13 protein-coding genes are annotated in these 21,239 nt (G+C 72.7%); 6 read left to right on the forward strand and 7 right to left on the reverse strand.

What is annotated here, in order from left to right; all coding sequences use genetic code 11:
* Positions 1-145: 145 nt before the first annotated feature.
* The gene (locus KF837_02425; protein MBX3226134.1) at positions 146-901 is read left to right on the forward strand and encodes a nucleotidyl transferase AbiEii/AbiGii toxin family protein; all 756 of its coding nucleotides are present in this window, start codon (positions 146-148) and stop codon (positions 899-901) included.
* A gap of 652 nt (positions 902-1,553) precedes the next feature.
* On the opposite strand, the gene KF837_02430 is transcribed toward KF837_02425, so the two are convergent.
* Entirely contained in the window at positions 1,554-3,551 is a 1,998-nt protein-coding gene (locus KF837_02430) for a protein kinase (GenBank protein MBX3226135.1), read from the reverse strand.
* 110 nt (positions 3,552-3,661) lie between these two features.
* Here KF837_02430 and KF837_02435 point away from each other — a divergent pair, with 110 nt between their 5' ends.
* The gene (locus tag KF837_02435; protein ID MBX3226136.1) at positions 3,662-4,039 is read left to right on the forward strand and encodes a helix-turn-helix transcriptional regulator; all 378 of its coding nucleotides are present in this window, start codon (positions 3,662-3,664) and stop codon (positions 4,037-4,039) included.
* On the opposite strand, the gene KF837_02440 is transcribed toward KF837_02435, so the two are convergent.
* Positions 4,027-5,328: a hypothetical protein gene (locus KF837_02440; protein ID MBX3226137.1), complete on the reverse strand. Its 1,302-nt coding sequence runs from the start codon at positions 5,326-5,328 to the stop codon at positions 4,027-4,029. The two genes, KF837_02435 and KF837_02440, sit on opposite strands and share 13 nt — an antisense overlap.
* Positions 5,329-5,385: 57 nt before the next feature.
* Here KF837_02440 and KF837_02445 point away from each other — a divergent pair, with 57 nt between their 5' ends.
* The 4 genes from KF837_02445 to KF837_02460 are packed head-to-tail and all read left to right on the forward strand — an operon-like array spanning position 5,386 to position 14,722.
* Positions 5,386-5,874 (forward strand): hypothetical protein, encoded by a 489-nt coding sequence (locus tag KF837_02445; GenBank protein MBX3226138.1) that lies wholly within the window; start codon positions 5,386-5,388, stop codon positions 5,872-5,874.
* Complete coding sequence (locus tag KF837_02450; GenBank protein ID MBX3226139.1) at positions 5,871-8,204, forward strand: lytic transglycosylase domain-containing protein; 2,334 nt, start codon at positions 5,871-5,873, stop codon at positions 8,202-8,204. Before KF837_02445 ends, KF837_02450 begins: the two co-directional genes overlap by 4 nt.
* Before the next feature lie 6 nt (positions 8,205-8,210).
* Positions 8,211-11,195, forward strand: coding sequence for a PD-(D/E)XK nuclease family protein (locus KF837_02455; GenBank protein MBX3226140.1), 2,985 nt, complete (start codon positions 8,211-8,213; stop codon positions 11,193-11,195).
* Positions 11,192-14,722 (forward strand): UvrD-helicase domain-containing protein, encoded by a 3,531-nt coding sequence (locus KF837_02460; GenBank protein ID MBX3226141.1) that lies wholly within the window; start codon positions 11,192-11,194, stop codon positions 14,720-14,722. The genes KF837_02455 and KF837_02460 overlap by 4 nt, the downstream gene beginning before the upstream one ends.
* 23 nt (positions 14,723-14,745) lie before the next feature.
* On the opposite strand, the gene KF837_02465 is transcribed toward KF837_02460, so the two are convergent.
* The 5 genes from KF837_02465 to KF837_02485 form a co-directional block, all read right to left on the reverse strand.
* Positions 14,746-15,411 carry a DNA repair protein gene (locus KF837_02465; GenBank protein MBX3226142.1) on the reverse strand — a complete coding sequence of 222 codons (666 nt, stop codon included), beginning with the start codon at positions 15,409-15,411 and terminating at the stop codon, positions 14,746-14,748.
* A 228-nt stretch (positions 15,412-15,639) separates the two neighbouring features.
* Positions 15,640-16,080, reverse strand: a complete 441-nt coding sequence (locus KF837_02470; GenBank protein ID MBX3226143.1) for a hypothetical protein — start codon at positions 16,078-16,080, stop codon at positions 15,640-15,642.
* A 27-nt stretch (positions 16,081-16,107) separates the two neighbouring features.
* On the reverse strand, positions 16,108-17,022 hold the full coding sequence (locus KF837_02475; GenBank protein ID MBX3226144.1) for a hypothetical protein: 915 nt from the start codon (positions 17,020-17,022) through the stop codon (positions 16,108-16,110).
* 243 nt (positions 17,023-17,265) lie between these two features.
* Positions 17,266-19,335 carry a hypothetical protein gene (locus KF837_02480; protein ID MBX3226145.1) on the reverse strand — a complete coding sequence of 690 codons (2,070 nt, stop codon included), beginning with the start codon at positions 19,333-19,335 and terminating at the stop codon, positions 17,266-17,268.
* 11 nt (positions 19,336-19,346) lie between these two features.
* A complete protein-coding gene (locus tag KF837_02485) occupies positions 19,347-21,236 on the reverse strand; it encodes a hypothetical protein (protein MBX3226146.1) in 1,890 nt (629 codons plus the stop codon).
* Between the last annotated feature and the right edge of the window lie 3 nt (positions 21,237-21,239).

Below are 21,239 nucleotides of genomic sequence, written 5' to 3' on the forward strand. Positions count from 1 at the left end.
TAGGTATACATTTTAGTATATGAAAGGGTCGTCCACGGGGGCCCGGCCGACCGCGCTGACCAAGACTCAACAGTTCGAGATCGCCTCGGCGCTTCATGCCGTCGTGCTCGACGAGCTCTTTCGGGCGACGCGCTGGCTGGCTCCGATGGCCATCTTTCACGGTGGGACGTCGCTGGCGTTGATTCGCGGCTCGCCTCGCTTCAGCGAGGACCTCGACTTCATGGTGGACGAGCGCGCCACCTCACGTCTCGGCGCGACGATGCAGAAGCTACGAGCCAAGCTCGATCTGGCGATGAGCCTTCACTACCCCGACGGGGTCGTCGCGCTCAAAGGCCCGCGTGGGAAGGAGGTCGTGACCTGGCAAGTCGTGTGGAGCCATCCGGCTCGTCGCAACACCGTCATGGTCAAGGTCGAGTTCTTCGTCACGCGCGCCGGAGCGCTCGAAGCATATCGCGCCACGCACGAGCTCCCGAGCACGAAGGGGGTCGTGGCGGTCACGACGCCGATCCCGGTGCCCGAGCTCGTGTCCGCGTGGGCCGACAAGATCAAGGCGGTCGCGACGAGGGGCGAGCTCAAATGGCGTGATGCCTATGACTTGTGGTGGATCGCTCGCCGTTTGGGGGGGCAAGAGGACCTCTCCGATCAGGATCGACTCGAAGCTCTCGAGGTAAGCGCGGGGCTCTACGGCAAGACGCTCGAAGACGTCGGCCGAGGGCTCGGAGCGGTCGTCGCGAGCGGTGCGTTGACGGACGTGAGCTCGTTCGAAGCGGACATGAGCCGTTGGTTTCCGCCGTCGCTCTTCTCTCGATACCGAGAGGCCGGACTGTTCGGCGAAGCGCTGGCGAGCGCGACGCGCGAGATCGAGCGCGCCCGAGCCCTGATCGTTGCGGGGACGGCGTGATCGAGCGTCGAAGCTCGTTCGAGACGCTGCGCGGGCTCCCCGCGGTCTTCGACCTGCGTGACGTCGAAGCCAACCTCGGCCTCGCTCGCGAGTACGCTTCGATCTACTGCTCGCGTTGGACGAAGCGAAAGCTCGTGGTTCCTCTGGGCCCGCGCGCCGGCGTCTTCTTCAATCTCATCGTCGATCCGGACGGGCCGAGCGCTCGCATTCACGAAGCCGTTCACAAGCGGGTTCGGCTACCTGTCGTCGCCGTCGGAGCCTTTGCCCTGCACCAGCACGGCTGGACGAGCCAGCGTCCGCATCTCATCGAGCTCGCGATTCCGATTCGACCGACGGCGCACACGCTGCCGAAGATGGACGGCATCGTAGCCGCCGGGCGCCCTCGTCGATGGTTCCAGGTCATCCTCCCGCTCTGTTCCGTAGGCGTGAGTGGATTCGCGCTCCCGCCACCCGAGTATGCGCTCGTCGACGCCGCTTGCGCGCGGCCTCGGAGCGGATCCGAGCGTATCTGGCGCCCGACCCCGTCCGACATCGATCTTCCGCCCGATCTCGACGACCAGGACTTCGCGTCGCGCGTCGAACGCGCAGCGAGCGCCCTCCGAGCCGACGCCGCAGAGGTCCAGTCGTTCGCGCGGCGTGTCCTCGGCGGAGGCTAGAACCGGGACTCGGGGATGTAGGGGTTGCTCGCGGGCGGATCGAAGCACTCCAACCTGGGGCGTTTCACTCCCTGCGCATCCACGAAGAAAGGTGACGTGCAATCCAGCCTGGTCTTCGGGATCGCCGGACCGCTCGTCGGCGGCGCAGCGACGGGCAATGGCGACGATGCTGACGGCGCACTACGTTCCACGGTCGCCGACGCGTCGGGCTCGGGAGCTGGTTTGATGGATGGGATCGTGGCGCTCGCGTTGCTGACAGGCGGAGCGACGGACACGGCCGGCGACGTGGCAGGGCGTTGCGTTGCGCGGATGTTTTGGCCAACGCAATAGCCGATGGGCGTGAGCGCCAAGAGGGCGGCGGCGATGACGTATGGCAAATAGGGCAAATAGGATGTCGCGCTCTTTCGAAGCGTATATGCCGTTCGCCCTTCGCTCCGCGCGTGCGGGGCGTGATGTCCCGGGTGGCTTGGGCGGTCCATCGGTATCCGCGGAAGCGCCGGCGCGCTCGGTGCGGGACGGCGTAACCGTGGGGTCGAAGGCGATACCGGCGGCGCGGCCTGACGAGGTCCGCTCTCGAGTGAGCGGAACGCGTGGAGCTGCGTCTTGAGCTGGACCGTCTCGTCGAACGCGGGCTTCGCGCGCGGAGGAGCGAGCGGCGCGCGCGGAGTGGTCGGGAGCTCGGGGTACTCCCGCACCTGCGTCTCGGGCTCGTCGAGCTCGTCGGCGCGCGGATGAGGCGTGGGCGGCGCGTTCGAGACCGCGGCCTCCGGGAGTCGGGTGGCCACGCGTCGCGGCTCCGTCGGCGGCGCAGAGCTGTCGGTGCCGGCGGGCGCGGGAACGGGCGTCGGGGCCAGGTCGAGGTCGAGGTCGCGATCGATGCGCGTGGCGTCTTCGTCTTCGTCCTCGTCGGCGTCCGTGTCCGCGCCGATCGCAGCGATGCGCGGGATCCCGATCTCGGTGTCCTCGCCCACCTGATCGCGCGCTGCCGTGCGCTTCCGCGTGGTCTCGTCTGCGGAGGCGTCCGCTGTTGCCGCGCGCGCGTGCGCCCGCTCTCGTGCCGCGAGGACGTCGTTTGCGAGCGCCTCCGGTGTCGAGAGCTTGGGCTCTCGGTCTCCGAGGAGCGCGTGGCTCGTCGCGCAGATCGCGTCGCGCATCGCGTCGGCGTCGGGCCAGCGGGCGTCCTTTTTTCGGCTCAGGGCGCGATCGACGAGCGCGACCAGCTCCGGGTGCGCGTGCGGGAGGACCGTCGCGAGCGAGCGCGCCTGCTCCATCGCCGAGAGCATCACGAAGTGCTGCGCCGTCTCGCCCTCGTGCACCATCGCCCCGGAGAGGAGCGTGAACATCGTCGCGCCGACGGCCCACAGGTCGCTCCGCGCGTCGACCTGGCTCGTGCGCCCGCTCGCCTGCTCCGGCGGCATGAACGCCGGCGTGCCGAACACCATCCCGGTGTGCGTCTCCTTCGGCCGCGTCGCGTCGCGCAGCTGCGCGAGCCCGAAGTCCAGCACCTTCAGCCTTCCGTCGCTCGTGAGGAAGAGGTTCTCCGGCTTGAGATCGCGATGGATGATCCCGGCACGGTGCGCCGCGGCGAGCACGCCGCAGAGCTCGCGCGCGAGGGCGAGCACGAAGCCGATCGGCAGGCGCTGCCCGAGCCGCGCCCACAGGCTCTCGACCGACTCACCGTCGAGTCGCTCCATCACGATGAAGGCCGCGCCGTCCTCGGCGACGTCGTCGTCGATCACCGCCACCGCGCCCGGGTGGTTCACCGCGTTCGCGGCCTGCCCCTCGCGGAGGAAGCGCTTGCGGATGTCGCTCCGCATCGTGAGCGCGGGATGGAGCAGCTTCATCGCTACGCGATGGCCGTTCCGATGCACGCCTGCATAGACCGCCGCCATTCCGCCGATCCCGAGGACGTGCTCGACACGATACTTCCCGCCGCACAGCGTCGTCCCGACGCGAGCGCGGACCGCGTCCTCGAGCCCCTCCCTCCCGCTCACTCTGCGCCCACTCTCGTCCGCACGTGACCTCCGAACAACCGGAGATTCTATCCCCTGTTTCGTGATGCGCGCACGTCCGGACGTCCGCACGGATGGAGATGCGCGACCGGGTGTGTCGAGACCTCGGTCAGCGCCTCATCGAGCTACGACGGCAGCGTGGCCTGACCCAAGACGCCCTCGCCGAGCTGACCGGTATCGACACGCGCGATCTTCGCCGCATCGAGGCCGGCGCGAACACGACGGTCCATACGCTCGTCGGGCTCGCGGTCGCGCTCGACGTCCCGATCATTGAGCTGTTCCGCCCGCCCACGACCGTGACGAAACGAGCGCCGGGACGCCCGACGAAGAGGACGGCGCCGGAGCCGCCCGTCATGCGCTTCACGCGCGCGACCCGACGTCCGGAGGTGACGGGCTACGTGGTCGAGCGCGACGTCGACGGCAGGCCTCCGAAGCGGCCGAAGAAGAAGCCGTCGAGTCAGCGCGAGTAGGTCGGCGGGTACATGACGTGTTGATGCTGCGGGGCGTTCGTGCGCTCGGTCGCGTCGAGGAAGGCTAGCTCCTGGCTCGCGCCGTCGAGGTCGTCGCGGGTCGCGATGCGGAGGCGGCTCTTCGTCGCGTCGTCGCGCACCGCGGCGACGGCGGCGTCGATGCGCACGCGCGCCTCCGGCTTCGGCGAGTGACGGAGCACGCGCGCGGCGGCGGCGCGCAGCTCCGCCTCCGCCTCCGGGTCTTCGAGGATCGCCCAGAGGTCCTCCGGATCGAGCGTGTGGCCGCGGTACCCCGCGCCCGAGGCGAGCGTCTGACCCGCCATGTCGAGGCGGACGAGCCAGTCGCGCGGGCTCTCGCCCTTGCGACGGAGCTGCTCGATGCGGCCGCGCACGTCGTCCTTCTGCGGGCCGAGGCCGCGCGCTCGCTGCGCGGCGGAGCTCACCTGCGCGGTGAGGACCTTGCGATCCGCGTCCGAGAGGCCACCCATGAGCGGGCTCGAGCGCTCCACCGCGACGGGATGATGCGGCGGCGGGAGACGGAAGACGACGTGGTTCGCCGTGTCGTCGACCTGCGCGAGCATGTTGTAGGGGAGCGCGAACCAGCCGCCGACCGACTTCAGCTTCAGGCCGTCCCACGCCATGACCACGGTCGGATCGGGCGGCCGCGAGAAGAGGCCGAAGAAGCCGATGAGCCCGCCGATGGCGCCGAGGATGCCGAGCATGCTGCATAGCCCGATCGCGGCGTCGCGGTTGTCCATCCCGAGCAGGCACAGCATCATCAGCGCCGAGGAGCCGGCGGCCATGAAGCGGCCGACGAAGGAGGTGCGGCTGTTCGAGTCGCTCTGCGTCGCCCACGCGACGGTCCCGAAGCCGCCGTGGCCGATGCCGAGCGCGTGCCGGACGCGCGTGAGCTCCTCTTCGCTCGCGAGCTCGAGCGTGACGGGCTGGTTCCGGCCGCGGAGCTGCATCGTGAAGACGAAGCCCTTCTTCGTCCGCGCGCTCGTCCCGCCGGTGATGTCCTTCGCGTGGATGCGCTGGTTGCGTGTGCCCGCCTTCTTGATCTCGATGTACCCGGCGCCGCACTCGAGCTCGGCGTTCCTCGGCGTCTGCTGCTGCCAGGGGATCATGCCGACGAGGTTGAAGAGCAGCGCCGAGAAGAACAGCATCGACGCGCCGTACACGTCGCTCTCGATCGGGAGGAACACCGCGAGGAAGGCGAGCAGCGGCAAGAGGTATGGCGCGACTCGCCATCGCTTGAGGCCCTGCGGATCCGTGAAGCCGATGCGCATCCGGAGCGTTCAAGATAGCGCGTTTCGCGGTATGCTCCGCGAGCGCGTCGGAGAAGGATGGCGAGCCCGAAATACCCGCTGAAACCGCTCCTCGAGCACCGTGAGCGCGCGGCCCGCGACCGCACGGCCGAGCTCGGCGGAGCGGTGCGCGCGCGGGAGACCGCGGAGCTCGCGAAAGAGCGCGCGGAGGCGACGAAGCGTGAGGCCGAGTCGGCCGACGCCGCGGTGCGCGCAGAGGAGGCCGACCTCCTCGATCAGGGCGAGCTCCGCGCCGTCGACCTGGCGCGGGGGCAGGCGTGGGAGATCGGAGCACAAGCCCGGCTCGCCGACCTGACGCGTACGGTCGATGTGGCCGGCCGGCGCGCGGTGGAGGCGCGCACCGCGGAGGACGGCGCGCGCACGGAGCTCGCGGGCGCCCTCGCCGATCGCGACGTGGTCGCCAAGGACGAGGCGCGCTTTCGTGCCCGTCACGAGAAGAAGGTGCTTGCCGCCGAAGAGGAGCAAGCGGAAGAAGCGTTCCGTCCAACGAGGGGAGTCCGCGGGTGAAGGTTTCGCATCTGGGTATCGTCGCGCTGCTCGCGCTCGCTGCATGCCGCAGCGGTTCGAACGTCGCGCCTCCGCTCACCACGCCGGTCGCGAGCGACAGCGCGAAGACCCCGGCGCCCGCGCCGGGCGCGATGACGCTGCCGGCGGTGAAGGTCCTCCTCGACGATCAGCGGCTCCAGGGCGCGCGCGCGCTCGAGCGGCTGAAGGACTACGTCGGCGCGGCGAAGGCGGTGCGTGAAGCGCTGCCGGCCGATCTCGCCGCCGCGGACGCCTGCGCGTGGGACTTCCTCGAAGGCCGGCTCTACGTCGCGGGCAACGCGACCGCGGATGCGCTCCCGGCGTTCGAGCGCGCGTCCGCGCCCGCGTGTCCGCTCGCCGGCTACGCGACGCTGCGACACGCGCAGGCGCTCGCGCGATCGGGGCGCGCCGACGACGCGATCGCGCGCGCGAAGGCGGTGCCCGCGGACCACACCGTCCTCGCCGACGAAGTGAAGATGGTGATCGCCGAGTCGCTCGCGGCGAAGGGCGATCGCGCGGGCGCGCTCCCGCTCTGGCGCGCGTGGCTCGCCGCGAACCCGCACGGCTCGCGCTGGGTCGACACGTCGGTCCGCATCGCGACCGCGCTCCTCGACGGCGTCGACGGACCGCCCGAGTCCCACGCGCGCGAGGCGTACGACCTCGCGACGCGCGTCGTCGTCGAGGCGCCGAAGCTCGCCGAGAGCGCGGGCGCGACCGCCGCGCGCCTCCGCGCGGTCGCCGCCTTCAAGCCGAAGGACCCGAACGTCAAAGAGGCGCTGAGCGAGATCGAGCGGCAGCGGCAGGCGCAGGCGTACCTCGATACGGGGGAACCGACGAAAGCGTTCGAGATCGCGAGCGGGATCGGGAAGCCGGCGAAGCAGAGCTGTAAGGCCGCGCTCACGCGCGCGAACGCGGGCACGAAGAAGTCGCCGAAGTCCGACGTGTGGAGCGACGCGATCGCCGCGTGTGAGAAGGAGCCCGAGCTCGTCACCGCGCTCTATGCCGGCGCGAAGGCGCGCACGAGCAAGGAGTCGAGGACCGCGATCGAGTGGTACGCGAAGGTCGAGGAGAAGTTCCCGTCGCACCGCCTCGCCGACGACGCCCGGTTCCGCGCCGCGCTCCTCGTCGCGCAGAGCGGCGAGGCGGACAGGTCCGAGGAGATGCTCCGCACGCTGCCCGACGCTTATCCGTCGGGCGACATGCGCACGGAGGCGCTCTTCCGCGCCGCGCTCGGGCGCATGTCGAAGGGCGACTGGGCGACGGCGAAGGGCGATCTCGATCGCATCCTCGAGATCGCGCCCGACGATCGCCACTGGGCGACGGCGGGGCGCGCGGAGTACTTCCGCGGCCGCGTCGCGGCGATGACCGGCGACGCGGAAGGAGCGCGCGCGCGCTGGCGCCACGTCGTGGAGAAGCACCCGCTCTCCTTCTACATGTTGATGGCGCACGCGCAGCTCCGCGCCGCCGATCCCGCGCTCGCGGCGAAGGTCCTCGACGAGTCGATCGGCAAGGACAAGGCCGCCGCCGGCGGGTTCCCGTCGAAGGAGCTCCCGATCCTCGCCTCGCCCGGCGTCCTCCGCGCGGTGCGCCTGCTCGAGGTCGACGACCTCGACTCCGCGCGCGCCGAGGTCAAGGCCTCCGGCGCCACCGCGGAGGGGGCCGACCCCGAGGCGGTCTGGGCGATCGGTGTACTCTACAATCAAGCGGGGCACCCCGAGCTCGGGCACGTCTTCTCGCGCGGGCGCCTCACCGATCACCTCGAGCACTGGCCCGAGGCGAAGTGGCGGACGGAGTGGGAGACCGCGTATCCGCGCGCGTTCGAGCCGCTCGTCACGAAGTCGTGCACGCAGCACACGCTCCCGCAGTCGATCGCGTGGGGCATCATGCGCGAGGAGTCGAGCTTCGTCGCGGACGCGCGGAGCCCGGCCGCCGCGTACGGCCTCATGCAGCTCATCATCCCGACGGCGAAGCTCGTCGCGGTCGGCACCGGCTTCGGGAGCGACGAGGCGTCGCTGAAGCAGCCCGAGGTCTCGATCGCGCTCGGCACGAAGCTCCTCGCCGGCCTCCGCACGCGGCACGGTCACGACGCGCTCGCGATCGGCGCGTACAACGGCGGCTCCGGCGCGGTCGATCGCTGGATGCGGAGCCGGCAGTCGGACGACCTCGACCTCTTCGTCGAGAACGTCGGCTACGAAGAGACGCGGAACTACATCAAGCGCGTCCTCTCGAGCGTCGCCGCGTACGGCTACCTCTACGACAAGAAGTCGTTCGACGACGTGCTCGCGATCCCGCTCCGCGTCCCGGCGAAGTAGAGCGCGGTGACCACGCTCTACGTCGTCCCCGCCGAGCGCCACGTCGAGCGGCTCGCGCGGGCGGGGGAGCGTGCGGAGACGCGCTCGTCCTTGCGCGCGCGGCTCGCCGCGGCGCTCCTGCCCGACGTGCGCTTCGCCGATCCGCGCGCGGCGCGCCTCACGCTCGGCGTCGCGATCGAGGAGGCGCGCGGGACGCAGCTCGACCTCTTCGCCGCCGGCGCCGCGCCGGATCCGCTCCTCGCAGAGCTCCGCGGCCCGTCGTGGGTGCGCGCGGTGGCCGCGATCGACGACGCGATCGGGGCGCTGCGTGCGCGCGGGGTGGGGGAGGCGCAGCTCGATCGCGCCGCGCGGGGAGCAGGGGTCGCGGCCGCGCGCGCGCGCACGCTCGTGGCGGCGATGCGCGCGCTCGATCGCGGGCTCGCGCCGGCGCGCGACGGGCGGCTGCTCGGGTTCGATCTCGCCGCCGCGATCCGCGCGGCGGGGCGGAGCACGGTGGCCGAGGCGATCGGCGCGTCGTCGCTGCGTGCGCGCTGGCTCCTCGCGTGGGATCCGCACGACCTCGCGTGGTGGCGCGCGCTCGACGACGTCCTCGGCGACGCGCGTGTCGTGTTGCCCTGGTTCGACAAGAAGCTCGAGGGCGCGCGCGAACGCGACCCGCTCGAGGTCATCGCCGACGTCGTGCTGAAGCACCTCGAGGCCGCGCCGGAGACGGAGGTGATCCCCGCCGTCCTCGGCGATCTCGCGAGCGTCCCGCCGGCGTCGGCGGAGACGGTGCGCGTCGGCAAGGCCGCGGACGCCTCGGAGCAGGCGCGCCTCGTCGCGCGCGCGGTCGCGGAGGCGCTGGACGGTGGGGCGCGGGTGGAGCGCGTCGTGATCGCGTATCCGGTGCGGGACGAGCGGACGTTGCGGCCGCTGCGGCGTGAGCTCGGGGCGCGTGGGATCGTGTTTCACGACGCGCTGGGGCCGCCGCCGAGCGCGGTGCCCGTCGTCGCGGCGGCGCTCGCCGCGCTCGCGGCGGCGGAGTCGAAGGACCGCGTCGCCGTCGCGCGCGTCTTGCGCTCGGGCTACGTCGACGCGCCGCGCGCGCTCGGGGACGAGGAGCTCTCCTTCCGCGAGGCGGAGCGCGTGCTCGATCGCATCGCGCGCGCGCTCGAGACGCACGCGACCGCGCCCGGCGCGACGGCGTCGGAGCGCCTGATCGCGACCGCGGGCGGAGACGACGCGGCGCGCCGCATCGTCTCGCTCTTCGAGCAAGTCTCGTTGTTCGAGCGCGACGCGAAGACGCGCATCGAACGCGTGCGCGCCGCGCGGCGCTTGTTCCACGAGCTCGGCATCGCCGCGCGGGCGGGGCGCGGCGCGCTCGGCACCTTCGCGCGGGACGAGGCGCCGTCGGGCGTCGATCGCGCCGAGCGCCTCGCGGTCGCGCGCGACGTGCGGGCGTGGGAGGTCCTCGAAGACGCGCTCGACGCGTACGAGACCGCGGCCGCTTCGAGCGCGCGCCCGATCGACGCGGAGGTGTTCCTCCTCGAGCTCGGCGAGCTGCTCGACGCGTCGGCGCAGCTCCCCGGCGCCGGCCGCGCCGCCGCGGTCCGCGTCACGCGCCTCGCCGACGTCGCGGGCGACGAGCTCGATCTCCTCGTCGTCCTCGACGCCAACGACGGCGTCCTCCCGCGCGACGCCCGCCCGCTCTCGCTCGTCACCGAGTCGCTCGAGGAGCGCGTGAAGATGAGACGCGACGCGGGTGAGCACGCCGCGCGCGACCTCGCCGCGCTCGCGACCTGCGTCGCGGAGGCGCGGAGCGTGCTCCTCGTCACGACGGCGGAGGACGGCAGCGACGCGCCGGCCACGCCCGCGCGGGTCGTCGTCGCGGCGCTGCGCGCGGGCGCGGCGGCGATCGCGGCGGACCCGCCGCCGCCCGCGGCCCGCACCGCCGACGTCGCGCGGCGCGCCGAGCGCGAGCGGAGGCGCGAGGGGTTCTTCCTCGATCCGCGGCGCCCCGAGTCGGACGTCGTCGGCGCGCTGAGCGCGAGCGACGCGATCGCGGGTGTCGTCGGCCCCGAGACGGGGCTCCTGCGCGAGCGGCCGCTCGCGGTGACGTCGATCGAGCGCTTCGCGCAGTGCGCCTTCAAGGGATACGCGCACGCGGTGCTCGCGGCGCGGGAAGGGGAGGAGCAACAGGAGCTGCCCGACGCGAGGGAGGAGGGCAACCTCGGTCACGCCGCGCTCGCGGCGGCGTTCCTCGCGACGCGCGTGGAGTGGCCGCTCCGCCCGCGCGATCCGGCGCGCGTCCTCGCGAAGGGCCTCGCCGCGGCGGAGGACGCGCTCGCGCTCGCGGCCGGTCACGCGCCGCTCCGCGCGATCGTGCGGCTCCGCATCCGCGAGTCCGTGCGCGCGGTGCTGACGCGCGCGCTCGAAGAGGAGACATGGGACTTCGCCCTCGCAGAGCAGACCTTCGGCTCGACGCGCTCGCGCGGGGCGCAAGAGGCGTGGCCGCCGTTCGACGCGGGCGGGGTGCTCTGGCTGCGCGGCTCCGTCGATCGCGTCGACCGCCAGCACGACGGCGCGCGCGTCCGCGTCATCGACTACAAGCGGAGCAAGAGCACCGCGCAGGCGTCGATGACGTCGCTCGGCGAGGCGGCGATCCAGGTCCCGCTCTACGCCGCGATCGGCGCGCGGAACCTCGGCCTGCCGGCGACGGGTCTCTACCTCCCCACCCAACCGCGCGATCTCGCGACGACGCCCGCGACGCCGCGCGTGAAGGACGATCGCGTCGCCGAGCTCGCCGCCGCCCGGCCCGCCGCGCCGTCCGCGCTCTCCGCGATCGAGGAGCGCGTCGTCAGCCTCGCGGTGGCCGCGCGTCGGGGGCGCTTCACGCCGATCCCGATCCGCGAGTCCGAGTGCACCCACTGCAGCATGAGCGGCGGCTGCCGCAAGCCCCGCTTCGCGATGTCGCCCGAGGACGAGCTGCTCGACGACGGAGCGCCGGCGTGAGGTCGCTCTACGAGATGCCGCGGAACCTCGTGCTCGCTGCGAGCGCGGGTACGGGGAAGACGCATGCGCTCGTCGGCGTCGTGCTGCACTTGTTGCTCGGCGGGCGGGCCGGCGGCGCGGTCGATCCCGCGCGCATCGTCGCGACGACGTTCAGCCGGAAGGCGGCGGCCGAGATCCGCGCCCGCGTCGCGAGCGAGGTCGAGAAGCTCGTCCTGACGCCGGCCTCCTCGTTCTATGCGACGGGCCTGAAGGACGCGATCGGCGGGCGCGGCGGAGACGCGGAGCTGAGCAAGCGCGCGCGAAAGGCGCTCGCGCGGCTCCCGCACGCGCGCTTCGGCACGCTGCACAGCTTCGCGACCGGCATCGTGCAGCGGTACGCCGTCGAGATCGGCCTCGGCCCCGGCTTCGAGCTCGCGCCCGAGGCCGACACGCGCGCGCGCGCCGACGACGCGATCGCCCGCGCGCTCGAGCGCCGGCTCGATCGCGACGCCGACGCGCTCCGCGTCCTCGCCGAAGCGGCGGGCGGCATCGACCGCCTCGTCTTCGGGCTCCGCCGCGTGCTCGCGCAGCTCGAAGAGGACGGCCGCTCCGCCCGCGAGCTCGTCCTCGATCCCACCGACGCCGCGACGGTCGAACGCGAGATGGACCTCCTCATCCATCACGCGCGCGCGGTCGCCGGGCATCCCAAGACGGCGGAGCCCGCGTCCGCGCTCCTTCACGCATTCGGCAAAAACGATGAAACGGCGATCGAGGCCGCGGCCTCCGCGCTCACCGGGCTCGCCGCGCGCGGCGCGAAGACGCCGGAGCTCGAGTCGTTCTTCGTCTTCCGCGACGAGCTGCCCGGCGTGAACCACGCCGACCGCGGTCGCCGGCTCGCGCGCGCGTGGCGATCGCGGCACGCGTTCGCGTCGCACGCCGCGCTGGTGCGCGACGTCCTCGCCGAGGCGGAGGCCGACATCGAGCGAGCAGGGCGCACGCGCGCGGTGCTCGGCTTCGGCGAGGTGCTGCGCGCGGCGCGCTCGCTCCTCACGAGCCGCCCCGACGTCGCGGAGGAGGTCGCCGCCGGCATCGACGCGCTCCTCGTCGACGAGTTCCAGGACACGTCGCGCGTGCAGCGCGATCTGCTCCAGCTCTTGTGGGCGCGCAGCGAGGCGCGGCCGCCCGCGGGGGAGGTGCCGCCGCTCTCGGCGCTCCGCCCCGGCGGTCTCCTCGTCGTCGGCGATCGCAAGCAGTCGATCTACGGGTTCCGCGGCGCCGACGTCGGCGTGTTCGCGGAGCTCGCGGTCGGCCTCGCCGGGACCGCGGCGCGTGAGGCGCTCGGCATTCCGCCCGGCGTCACGTGGGAGCCGAAGGAGCCGATCGCCGACTTCCACGCGCTCCGTCACAACCGCCGGAGCGTCCCCGCGATCCTCGCGTTCGCGAACGCGTTCAGCGCGCGCCGCTTCGTCCCAGGCGATCCGCCGCCGGAGCTCTTCGAGATCGCCTACGTGCCGGAGACGGAGGACCTCCTCGTCCCGCCCGAGCGCGCGAACGCGCCGGCCGCCGCCGTCCCCGCCGCCCCGCCCGTCACCTGGCTCCGCGTGCAGCCGAAAGGCGCGACCTCCACGCGGCTCGAGGAGGCGCTCGTCATCGCGGCGGAGGTGCCGCGCCTCCGCGACGCCGGGCGCGCGCTCCGCGACATCGCCGTCCTCGCGACGACGAACGGCATGCTCGACGCGGTCTCGTTCGCGCTCGCGCAGGCGGACATCCCGTACGTCGTCGCGGGCAAGGGCTTCTTCCGCGCGCGCGAGGTCGCGGACCTCGCCGCGATGCTCGCGTTCGTGCTCGACCCGCGCGATCGCATCGCGATGCTCGAGGTGCTGCGCGGACCGTGGACCGGCGTCCACGACGAGACGCTGCTCGCCCTCGTCGAGCCGGGCAAGGGCCTCGTCCATCCGTCGCGGTGGTCCGCGCCCCCGACCCCCGCGCTCGTCCGCGCCGAGGACCGCGCCGCGCTCGATCGGACCGCGCGCCTCGTCGCGTCGCTCGAGCGCGCCGCGGGCCGCCTCGGTCCCGGCACGATCCTGCGCGAGGCGATCGCGGCGACGGACCTCGAGTCGTTGCTCGCCTCCCTTCCGCGCGGCGAGCAGCGCGTCGCGAACGTACGGAAGCTCCTCGCCCTCGCCGACAAACACGCCGATCCGCGCGCCTTCCGCGCGTGGCTCGACGACGCGAAGGAGCAAGACGTCGCGGAGTCCGAGGCGGCGACGTTCTCCGAGGACGACGACGCGGTCCGCCTCCTCACCGTCCACGCGAGCAAGGGCCTCGATTTCCCGGTCGTCTTCATCCCCGAGATCGGCGCGGGGCTTCCGCGCGCGGACAAGAACGTCGCGCGCATCGCCCTCGGCGCGGGCGACGCGCCGAACGTGCTCTCCGTGCGCGTCGCCGACGAGAGCGGCATGGTGCTCGAGCCGCCCTCCTACGCGCGCGCCCACGCCCTCGCGCGCCGCCGCGAGCGCGCGGAGCGGCAGCGCCTCGCGTACGTCGCGGTGACGCGCGCGGCCGAGGAGATGTTCTTCGTCGGCGGCCGCTCCACGACCAAGGACCTCGACATGGGCTCCGTCACGCTCGGCGTGCTCGAGGACCTGAGCGCCGATCTCCTCGCGGTCCGCGACGTCGAGGTGCCGGCGCCGGCGATCCGCGACGCCGCCGCCGCGCCCGCGGACTTCACCTCCGACTCCGTCGCCGCGGGCCCCGCGCCGTCGCGCGAGCCGCGCTGGCAGGTCCTCCCCATCGCGCCGACCGCGCTCGCCGACTTCGAGCACTGTGGTCGCCGCTTCGAGCTCGTGCATCTCCTCGGTCTGCCCGAGCACGCGCGCGGCGCCCGCGGCGAGAGCGCGGAGGGCGCGCTCGACGCCCGCGCGCAGGGCACGATCGCGCACGAGGTCCTCGAGCGTCTCCCGCGCGAGGCCTTCGGCGCGGCCGCCGCGGACGAGGCCGTCACCCGCGTCCTGGCGAGCATCGGCGTGCCGCCGGAGCACCCGCAGCACGACGCGATCGCGGCGCGCGTCCTCCGCTTCACGGGCACGCGCTACGCCCGCGCCGTCGCCGAGAACGACGCCCTCGTCGAGCGCGAGGTCGCGTTCGTCCTTCCGGTCCTCGACGCCGAGGGCCGCGCGGTCACGCTGCGGGGGAGCATGGACCTCGTCGTGCTCTGGCCCGACGGCGCGGTCGACGTCGTCGACTACAAGAGCGCGCGCAGCGGCCGCACGGAGTCGTATGCGTTCCAGCTCGACGTCTACGCCCTCGCCGCGCGCGCGCGCTACCCCGAGGCGACGCGCCTCCGCGCCGGCCTCGCGTTCCTCGGCGGCGGCGACGGCGAGCCCGCGTGGCGCGAGCTGCCACCCGAGGCCGACGTGCGCGCCCGCATCGCCCGCCTCGGCAGCACGCTCGTGCGCGCGCGCTGGCGCGACGCGTTCCCCCGCGTCGAGATCGAGAAGTGTGAGTCGATCCATTGCGGTTTCATCGGCCGCTGCCACCCGCGCTGAGGCGAGCGCGAGCGCGAGCGCCGTCATCCGGCCTCGCGGATCAGCACCTCCTCGATCTCGATGCTCACGTGGCCGCTCCGCGCGATGACGACGTGGTCGAGCAGCGGGATGTCTGCGATCGCCGCCACCGCCGCGATGCGCCGCGTCGCGGCGATGTCCTCCGCGCTCGGCGTCGGATCGCCGCTCGGATGGTTGTGCACGAGGAGGAACGCGCTCGCGTCGAGCCGGATCGCGGCGCGGACCGGGTCCGCCGCGCGCATCGCCGCGCCGTGGAGCCCGCCGCGCGCCACGCACCGCGCCGCGCGGAGGTGCATGTTCCCGTCGAGCGCGAGCAGCCACACCTCTTCGTGCGCGAGCGACCCGAGCCGCGGCGTCGCCCACCGCACGAGCGCGCCGCTGTCGAACACGCGCACGCCCGCCGTCGCGCGCGCCCGCTCCACGCGCCGCCCGAGCTCGAACGCCGCCGCGATCGCGCGCGCCGCCGCCATCGCCTTCGGACCCGGCTCCGCGATCGTCGCCCCCGCCTCCCGCGTGTCGGGATCGCGCCCCTCGAGGTGCGCCGCGATCTCGAACGCCTCCGCCCGCGCGAGCCGCTCGAGCCCACCGGCCCGTTCGAGCAACGTACGCGCCCCCCGCCGCGCCACCACCGCCACGAGATCCCTCACCGACTCTTCCGCGAGCGCATCCATCCCCCGCCGACAAGCAAGCGCGCAGCCAAGACCACGCGCGAGCCATTCCGCGCAGTTGCCCCGCGTGACCCTATGGCCCGGGCCAGACCGGGCCAGGCCAGGGGCCAGTGACTCGATGTCGAGTCCTGCCGTGCGTACCTCCAAAGCAACGCTCCCGCGCTCCTCGCACGATTCGACGATCTCGTCGCCGTCGCCGCCGAAGAAGACGCTCGAGCGTGAGCTCGTCGCTCACCGCGCGGCGTCGTGGGTGACGAGCGCATCGCGGAGCGCGGTCGCGTCGGCGGCGGGCCCGCCGCGGCAGCCCGAGGTTTCGACGATCACGACGTGTGGCTCGTGCGCGAGGGACCAGACGTAGACGTTGCGGCGCGCATAGACGTCGGCGCCCGTGAGGAGGAGGCCGATCTCCGCGGTCGCGTAGTCGGCGGGGCACGCGAGCGGCGGCTGCGTGTCGGCGCCGAGGGCGTCGACGAGCGCTCGTACCTGCGCACGATCGCGGATCGCCACCGGCGTGCCCGGCGCGCCGTAGGCATCGTGCCGCGTGACGCGCACGGCGATGGTGGACTCGCGGAGCGGGAGCGGCGGCGCCGGCCGCGCGCGCGCGACGAACCACAGCGCCGCGACCGCGAGCGCCGCGCCCACCGCGCACGCCGCTGCTCGACGCGGACTCACGCGGCGCTCCCGGCCCTCGTCGCGCGCTCAATCGCGGCAGACGCCGTAGTTCGTCCCCTTGAACGTGGCGCCGGTGGTGCACTTCTGCGTCGGGCCGCAGGCGGCGCCGTCGGTCATGCGGCAAAGCTTGTAGCAGGTGCGGTCGCCCGGGGAGCCGAGGCACGTGAGGCCCTCGGCGCAGTGCTTCGCCTCGCAGGACTCGCCCGCTTGCTGCGTGTCGGTCGAGACGCAGCCCGTGTCGCCCTTCGGCGTCACGACCGCGCAGCTCTCCTTGCGACCGCAGCCGCCCGGCTCGAGGAGCGTGCACGCCTTGATCGGCATGCAGACGGGCGCCTTCACCTGCTCCTCCGGCGTCGGCGCCGGCGTCGGGCGCACGACCGGCTGCACGTCGCAGAAGGTCGGGCCGCCGTTCTGCGAATCGACGCCCTCGCACGTGTGGCCGCAGCAGTAGCGGCGGCACACCGCGCCGCTCTCGCCGTCGACGCAGTCGAAGCCCGGCGCGCAGTCGTTCGCGCTCTTGCACGCGACGCCGTCGACGCCCTTCACGTCCGCGCTCGCCGGCGTGCACGCCGTCGCGGCGCTGCTCTGCGCGCTCACGTTCTTCACGATCCGACACGCCTGCGCCGGCTCGCTCGCGTCGACCAAGCTCGCCGCTCCGCCGTCGAACGCGCACGCGCCCTTCGTCGGAGCCTGCGCGCCGTCCTCGTCCGGAGAGCAGCTCGTCGTGACGTCGCCGCAGAGCGGGCTGCCCGAGATCACCTTCGTCACGCCCGCCGCGTCGGCGCCGTCGTCGATGGTCCCCGGCTCTTCGCCGAGCTGCTCCGTCGGCGACCCCGCGCCCGTGTCGAGCATGCTGCTCGCCTCGTTCACACCGCACGCCGCGGCCGCGGCTCCGAACGGCAGAGCCAAGAAGAAGACAGGAAGAAGGAAGCGCCGCAACACGACGGTAACGATCAGAAAGGATACACGCCCCGTGCCGCCCACGAAAATCCCACGCGCCCCATCGGCGAGGGGCCACTAGCTATGACACCGAAGTCAGGGGCTAGGCAGGGCTCTCTTGTTCGAGAGGGCTCTGCCCTCTCGAGCTCTCCCGCCGGGGGCCGTCGCGCGGAGACGCGCTCCGCGCCCCCGGGCCCCCCGAGAGGGGGAGCCCCCAAGGGCTGAGGATCGCCGAGCCAGCCTCTCCTACTTTGCCTCGACGTCGCGGGTGGTGGAGTTTCCTGCTGTGTCGAAGGCGCGGACGACGACGATGTGTGAGCCCGGCGGTACCAGCGCTGCGACGTCCGTGTCGACGTGCTCGTCGGTCGTGTCGTAGATGCCGTCCTGCGCCGAGAGCGGGCGCCAGTCGGGCTTGCCGTCGATCGAGAGCTCCACGCGCGAGATCGGCGAGGTGCCGTCGACGACGTGGAGGCGGAGCTTCCGTCCCGTCAGCGTGATCTGATCGATGCGCGGCGGCGTGTTGTCGACCGTCACCGTGTCGGACTCGAGCGCGTGCTTCTGCACGTTCTCGGGCGGGTTCGCGAGCTCGTCGCTCGCCTCGATCCGCACACGGTACTTGCCCTCCGGCAGCGTGCCCGTGTCCCACTCGAGCTCCGTCTTCGTGTGGACCTCGTCGGGGCGGAGCGCGTCGCGCCACTCGGTGTGACCCTCCTTCTTGAATGTCACGCGGTAGCGGAGCGGGTCGTTGTCCTGGTTGTCGACCTTCCACGAGAGCTTCACGATCGCGTCGCGCTTCGGCGGCTCGCCCCCGCTCGCGGGGACCTCCTTCGCCGGCTCCTTCGTCGGGGCCGCCTTCGGCGCCGCGTTCACCTCCGTGACGACGGGGCGCGCGTTGTCGGTCACGAACGGGATCGAGACCTCCGCGAGCGACGCGTTCGGGTCCTTGTTGAAGCGGGCGCGGACCTGCACGTAGCGCGCGCTCACCTTCATCGGCGTCGGGCCCGTGATCGGGTTCGACCAGCCGCTCCACGTCGCGTCGGGGAGGCCGCTGCCGCCGGTGCGGTAGCTGATCTCGACGGGGCCGCTCGAGCGCCACGAGATCGTGCCGAAGTGCGCGCGCAGCGTCGCGTCGAGCACCTTGCTCGTCCACACTGCGTCCGCGCCGCCCTTGCCGAGGATGCGGTGGAGCACCGGCGGATCGCTCGAGAGGACGACGCCGCTCTTGCCGCTCTGGCCCACGAGCAGCGCGGCGACCTGACGCTCGTCCGTGTCGGCGACGAGCGTGACCGTGTGCGCGTCGCCGACGGTGTACACGCGGCCCTCCGCGCCGGTGCCGACGTACGGCTGGCCCTTCTCGTCGAGCGCGAGCGACATGTAATGCGTGTCGTCGTGCTTCATCATCCGCTCGGAGCGGCCTTGCGTGTCGTAGCGGAACAGGTGGCCCTTGCCCGGCTTGCTCTTCGCGCTCGACGAAGGGCCCGGCGGCGCGCGGCCCGCGGTGGCGGGGCGCTTCGGCGGCTCCGGCGGCTCGACCCCTTCGTTCGTGACGACCCAGAGCGTGCCGTCCGCCGCGACCGCGAGCGCCTTCGTCTCCTCGCCCGGCAGGTCGCCGATCACCGTCGCGCGCCCCGGCCCCGTGATCTTGTAGAGCTGCGCGTGCGGGCTCGACCCCGCGTACACGTCGCCGTTCGGCGCGACCGCGACCGAGATGAGGTTCGTCTCCGTCGAGCGGAAGTAGACCGAGCTCGTGCCGCTCGGCTCGACGTGGAAGATCTTTCCTTCCGGGCCCGTCGCGGCGTAGAGGCCGTTGCCGGTCTTGTCGGCCGCGAGCGCCCAGACGTGCTGCGCGTCCTGCAGCGTCGCGAACGCCTCGGCCTTGCCCTGCGAGAGCTTGAAGATCTTCCCGTCCGGCAATGTGCCGGCGTAGACCGCGCCGTTCTTGGCCTGCACGATCGACGTGACCGCGAGCGCGCCGGTGTCGGCGTAGAGCGTCACCGTCTCGCCGACCGCCTTGTAGACCTTGCCGTTCGGGCTCGTGCCGATCAGGGTGGAGCCGTCCGCGAGCTGCGCGACCGCGAACACGGCGCCGGCGTCGGGGATCGGCGTCGTGCCGAGGTTGAACCCCGCGCGCACGTTGCCGTCGGAGCCGACCGCGACTCCCTTGAGGTCACCGCCCGACATCTTGTCGTGCGTATCGAGCACGAAGGTCCGCGTCCCGACCGCCCCGGCGTCGTTCACGACGAGGAGGCAAGACGCGGAAGCAAGCACGGCGGCGATGGCGAGCCGCGGTCCCGAAGCAGCGATCATGGAGCGCATCCTATTGGTTTTCAGCGGTAGATCGGACGAACTTTGACTTTCACGCGGTCGCTGCCTTCGACGTAGCGATCGAGCGGCGTGATCGTGCGGGTGTACGACGGGAACGCGTCCGGCGCGATGTCCGACGCGGTCGGGCGCAGGAGGTCGACCGCGAACGCGGGCAGCTTCTGCGCGACGTGGCCCTGGTACGCGACGCCCACGCTCTTCGTGCGGTACTGCACGACGATGCTCTTCGGGAGCAGGCTCTGCTTCGTCGAGTTCGCGAGGAGATCGGAGAGGCCCTGCGGCGACGCGACGTCGGGCGTCACGGTGTAGCCGGGGACGATCTCGAGCTCCACCTCCTTGCCCGCGACCTCGCTCGGCATCGTGAGCTCGAGGACCTTCGTCTGCTCCGGCCCCGCGAACGGCACGAGGTGCACGCGGAGGCGGACCTTCTCGTTCACGTCGACGACCGGATCGAGGACGTCGACGCCGCGGAGGCGGACGAGGTCACGCGCGTAGTCGACCGCGATCGTGGTCTCGACCTTCTGGATGTGGACCTGCTCCCACGGGTTGTTGAGGACGTCGCCGAGCAGGCGCGTGACCTTCGCGTGCCCGATCTCCGACGCGTCGGGCATCCCGCCGGTCGCGACGCCGAAGTCGTCGATCACGACCGTGCCGTGGTTCTGGACCGTGACCTTCGACGTGATCTTCCACGTCACGTCGCGCCGCTCGTTGACCGACGCGTCGAGGATGGAGCCGAGCACCGACGCGGTGATGCCGGGGCTCATGAAGCGCTCCTCCGCGATTTCCGTGTTCCACACGGTTTTCGGGATTCCCGTCGCGCCCGTGATCGTCGCGGAGAGCGGGAACACCGGGGCGGTCTTCGCTTCGTCGACGACGATCGAGCTCTGGCGGTCCTGCACGAGCGCGCCGAGCGAGCGCGCCGCCTCGCCGATCTTGGAGGAGTGCTGCTCGCTCGCGAAGATCCAGTGCACGCGGCCGATCGCGGTCGGCAGCGCGGTGACGCCGGCCTCCATCATCGGGTGGCCGAAGCCGCAGAGCTTCGTGCCGGAGACGTGCGTGACCGTGCCGAGGCCCATGAGCGAGACGTCGCCGCGCGCCATCTCGACCCCGACGCCGCCGCCGTCGACGTAGTGGAGCGGCGCGTTCGGATCCTTCGCGCCGCCCCCGCCCGCCTGCATCGGCTCGAGGCCGAGCGGCTCGAACAGCTCGCGCACGACCTTCATCGAGCGATCGCTCATCCCGCCGAGCATGAGCGGCGTCGCCGCGCGGCGGACGGGGCTCGACGGATCGCGCCCCGCGTCGAGGCGCGCCGCGATCTGACGCGAGTGCTCCCCGACGTCGTAGGCGCCGGGCGTGCCGCTCCACGCCGTCATCGTGTCGCCGGTCGTGTCGTTCTCGGCCTTCTTCTGCTTCGGCGGCTGCGCGCGACCGGGCAGCGGCGCGCCGCCTTCAAGCGGCCAGAAGCCCGGCGGAATGGGGCGGTTCATCTCGGTGAGCATCGGCTCGATCGGCGTCACGCCCGCGATCGGCTCGACCTGGAACGACGACCACGAGTACGCGTACGCGCCGGCGAGGCGACCGTTGTCGAGGTAGATTGGCGAGCCGCTCATGCCGCGCACGTTCTTCGTGATCGCGAGGCGGGGGTGCTTGGTGTTGACGAGGATGAGCGCCTGCGACGGCCGGAAGTTCCGCAGCACGCCGACGACCTCGACATCGAAGCGCTCCGGCTCGGTGCCCTTGAACACCGTGAGGCCGTAGCCCTTCATCCCGTCCTTGATCTCGTCGACCCCGATCGTGCGCGGCTTCGCATCACCGCGCGCGAGAGGAATGGAGAGGCCCAGCCCCGCGAAGAGACCGACGGACAGCGCCGCGATCGAGAGGAACTCTTTGCGCACCGA

This window comes from Labilithrix sp. (genome assembly GCA_019637155.1).
In the GTDB taxonomy this organism is placed as follows: domain Bacteria; phylum Myxococcota_A; class Polyangia; order Polyangiales; family Polyangiaceae; genus Labilithrix.

Excerpts from the sequence above, each read along its gene's own strand:
- KF837_02425 (MBX3226134.1), top strand. The coding sequence starts at position 146 with ATGGCCATCTTTCACGGTGGGACGTCGCTGGCGTTGATTCGCGGCTCG.
- KF837_02440 (MBX3226137.1), bottom strand. The coding sequence starts at position 5,328 with ATGCGCATCGGCTTCACGGATCCGCAGGGCCTCAAGCGATGGCGAGTC.
- KF837_02445 (MBX3226138.1), top strand. The coding sequence starts at position 5,386 with ATGGCGAGCCCGAAATACCCGCTGAAACCGCTCCTCGAGCACCGTGAG.
- KF837_02465 (MBX3226142.1), bottom strand. The coding sequence starts at position 15,411 with ATGGATGCGCTCGCGGAAGAGTCGGTGAGGGATCTCGTGGCGGTGGTG.
- KF837_02480 (MBX3226145.1), bottom strand. The coding sequence starts at position 19,335 with ATGCGCTCCATGATCGCTGCTTCGGGACCGCGGCTCGCCATCGCCGCC.